Raw genomic sequence first — 3,115 nt, forward strand, 5'->3', positions numbered from 1 at the left:
GCTTCGCGATCCCCGCCGAGACCGTGCAGACGGTGGTCGATCAGCTCCGCACCGATGGCAAGGTGGTGCGCGGCTATCTCGGCGTGCAGGTTCAGCCTGTGACCGAGGACATCGCCGAGGGGCTCGGCCTCGACAAGGCCAAGGGTGCGCTCGTCAACGACGCCGAGAGCGGCACGCCGGCGGCCAAGGCGGGCCTGAAATCGGGCGACGTGATCGAGTCGGTCAACGGCGTGCCCGTGAACAACGCTCGCGACCTGTCGCGGATGATCGCCGGCCTCAAGCCCGGCACCGAGGTGAAGCTCGCCTATCTGCGGGGCGGCAAGAGCGAGGTGGCCACCGTCGAACTCGGCACGTTGCCGGGCGATAGCAAGGTGGCGAGGCGCGGCGACGACGCGCCGAGCGGTCAGGCCCGGCTCGGCCTCAGCCTCGCGCCGGCGAACGATGCCGGCCTCGGCGACGAGGGCGTGGCGGTGATGAATGTCGATCCCGACGGCCCGGCTGCGGCCAAGGGCATCGCGCAGGGCGACGTGATCCTGGATGTCGGCGGCACCAGCGTCTCGAAACCCTCCGACGTCCAGGCACAGATCCGCGCCGCCGAGTCGAGCGGCCGCAAGGCGGTGCTGATGCGGGTGAAGAGCGCCAGGGGGCAGACCCGCTTCATCGCCGTCCCCCTTTCCAAGGAGGGCTGATCCGCTCCGGACCGCCCTGTTCGGCGGCGTTCGCCTCAATGCCGACAGCATTGCAAGTGAGCGGGAGTGTGATTTTCCATCCCGCCCGTCATCAGGACAGTATACCGATGGTCACGGGACGCTGCTTCCGACAGGGCGAGGCTATCCTGCACTCAAACCGAATCGGCGATCTGACCGCTCTTGCCATGCAATCCGGCGCGGCTCATATCTTTTAAGTTGCAACCGCCCGGAACTTCGCCAAGCGACGGCCGTTCGATCTATAGTTGGGACGTCAATTTTCGACGGCATGCTCGTCCCGGGAATCCCCTCACATAAGAGGGCTCCACTTATCTTCGTGTTTGGCCCGGTTGACCCTGCCGATTTGGTTTATGGGCCTCAATCAAACGACCAAGACGATCTTCAAGCCGCATCAAATCACAAGTCGCCATCATTTGACATTGGCACGACCGGCGATCGGCCCATCGCACCGAGATCTGTTGGCCGGTCAGATCGCCAGACCTCGGCATTCCGAAGTTCGACGAGAGACCGTCGATAGCATCAAGCTAAGGCAAAGGAGTTCATCATGCGCACAGGATCTTTGAAAACCTACCTGCTGCCTGCCATTGCGGTCGTCCTATCCGCCGGTCTCGTTCAAGCCGAAACCTCCAGCGGGAAGAGCGCCGATAAGAATCAAGAAAAATTGGCGAGCAAGCCGCTCGAGAAAGTGACCTGCGAGGAGTTCAACGGGTTCGAAGACACGTTCAAACCAAAAGTCGTCGCATGGGCCGCAGGCTACAAACAGGGTCAGAAGAAGCCCGATGTGGTGGCGATCGACATTGCCGGGGTCGAAAAGGTCACACCCCTGATCGCTGAAGAGTGCAGGAAGGCGCCGGCTGCTTCCTTGTGGTCGAAGATCGACGGAGAGCTGAAGAAGATATTCTGACGCAGATCGGACGGCATCATTGAATGACCTCGGCGAGCGGGTACTTCGACAACGCTCAGCCGTCGATCATTCGGCCGATCGACCCGCTTCATCCCTTCTGCAGCGGGTCGAGTGCCGATGTCGGGGACCGACATCGATCCGCTCGATACTCAGACCCGTCCCGTCCAGGCCGCCGGACCGGCAGGCCTTGGACGGGGCCGATGAGTGTCTCTCACAAAACTCCCGCCGCGCTGGCATCGCCAGAACGAGAACGGTCAGAGACCGGGAGTTTTGTGAGGCACTCTGAAAGGGTCCACGGGGACCAGAGGAGCCGAGGATGAAGCGCGGTTCGAACGATCCTCCTTCCGTCGTTTCAGTCTCGTCCGAAGTGCCGCACAGGTTGGCAAGCGCGATGGAGGTTCGCCCATGATGAAGCGATTGATCTTCCTTACTGCGGCGCTTGCGACCAGCACGGTGACGCTCGCGCAGCCCCTCCCGCCGCCGCCCGGCCCTCCGCCGCCGCCCCCGCCGCCCTTGGTCTTGCCACCACCGCCCCCGCCGCCTCTGTCCCCGCCACCGCCGCCGCCACCGCCGGTATTGCCCCTGCCGCCTCCACCTCCACCACCGCCTCCGCCACCACCGCCACCCGTATGACATGCCTGTGGTCTGACGAGGCGTTCACCCCCGCGCAGCACGACCAACCCGAGGGCGCCAGAGTTCATCCGAGGTCCTCGCGAACAGCAAACCATGCCGGCGCGGTTGTCCCGCGCCGGCATGGTTCGTGCGGACCGGCTTTCCCGCACGCATCCATCGGCCGTGTTGCGGACCCGCAGGCCGTGCGCCGTTGGAACCGGCCGCGATCTCCCGAAATGGCAAACCGGGCCGCGCCTTGCTCGGACTTCCGCGGCGATTGCCGCCGGCCTCGGCCCCCGCCCGACGCGCCGCCCTCGAACGCCGGCGGCCCGACACCCGGACGGCAATGCGGGAAGAGGTGCGGCTGCGCGCCTCCCACGAGCGCCTCCCACGAGCGCCTTGCAGGCCTTGGGGCGGACTTCAGTGCGTCGCACGATCCCGATCGGCAGCCAGACCGATATCCGAGCCCTTGACCGGCCCCCTGCCGGCCTGGGCAAGGGCGCGCTCCAACATCTGTCCATAAATCGGACGGCCGCCGAGCCATTGGGCCACGAGGCAGGCTGTCAGGCAGGCCGTCAGCATGGGCAGGACGAGCGCGTAGGCGGTCGTGAGTTCAAGCACCATGACCTTGCCCCCTGGCCTGCCCTCATTCTGAAGCTAGGGTCCGTCGATCAGGAGACGGACGATGAAGAAGAGCCGGTTCAGCGAAGAGCAGATCATCGGCATCCTGAAGGAGCAGCAGGCCGGGCTGCCGGTGGCTGAGATTTGCCGCCGCCACGGCATCAGCGACGCGACGTTCGACACGTGGCGCTCGCGCTACGGCGGCATGGAGGTCTCGGACGCGCGCCGCCTGAAAGCGCTCGACGAGGAGAACCGCAAGCTCAAGAAGCTC

At 65.2% G+C, this 3,115-nt stretch carries 5 protein-coding genes; 3 read left to right on the plus strand and 2 right to left on the minus strand.

Annotation, left to right across the window (positions count from 1 at the left end):
- Window positions 1–689 (plus strand): PDZ domain-containing protein (locus tag E4V01_RS25195; RefSeq protein ID WP_135300275.1); only part of this gene is annotated, 689 nt, incomplete at its 5' end.
- Between the two features lie 562 nt (window positions 690–1,251).
- Window positions 1,252–1,611, plus strand: a complete 360-nt coding sequence (locus E4V01_RS25200; RefSeq protein ID WP_135300276.1) for an acid-activated periplasmic chaperone HdeA — start codon at window positions 1,252–1,254, stop codon at window positions 1,609–1,611.
- A gap of 427 nt (window positions 1,612–2,038) precedes the next feature.
- On the opposite strand, the gene E4V01_RS25970 is transcribed toward E4V01_RS25200, so the two are convergent.
- Together E4V01_RS25970 and E4V01_RS25210 are read right to left on the minus strand one after the other, a co-directional pair.
- Window positions 2,039–2,272, minus strand: coding sequence for a hypothetical protein (locus tag E4V01_RS25970; protein ID WP_193763316.1), 234 nt, complete (start codon window positions 2,270–2,272; stop codon window positions 2,039–2,041).
- 371 nt (window positions 2,273–2,643) lie between these two features.
- Window positions 2,644–2,847 carry a hypothetical protein gene (locus tag E4V01_RS25210; RefSeq protein ID WP_245517711.1) on the minus strand — a complete coding sequence of 68 codons (204 nt, stop codon included), beginning with the start codon at window positions 2,845–2,847 and terminating at the stop codon, window positions 2,644–2,646.
- A gap of 61 nt (window positions 2,848–2,908) precedes the next feature.
- Between E4V01_RS25210 and E4V01_RS25215 the strand changes: the two genes are divergently transcribed.
- Window positions 2,909–3,115, plus strand: a 207-nt coding sequence (locus E4V01_RS25215; protein ID WP_135300277.1) for a transposase, incomplete at its 3' end; no start/stop codon positions are given.

Origin of the sequence: Methylorubrum sp. Q1, assembly GCF_004683995.1 — a bacterium.
GTDB lineage: Bacteria > Pseudomonadota > Alphaproteobacteria > Rhizobiales > Beijerinckiaceae > Methylobacterium.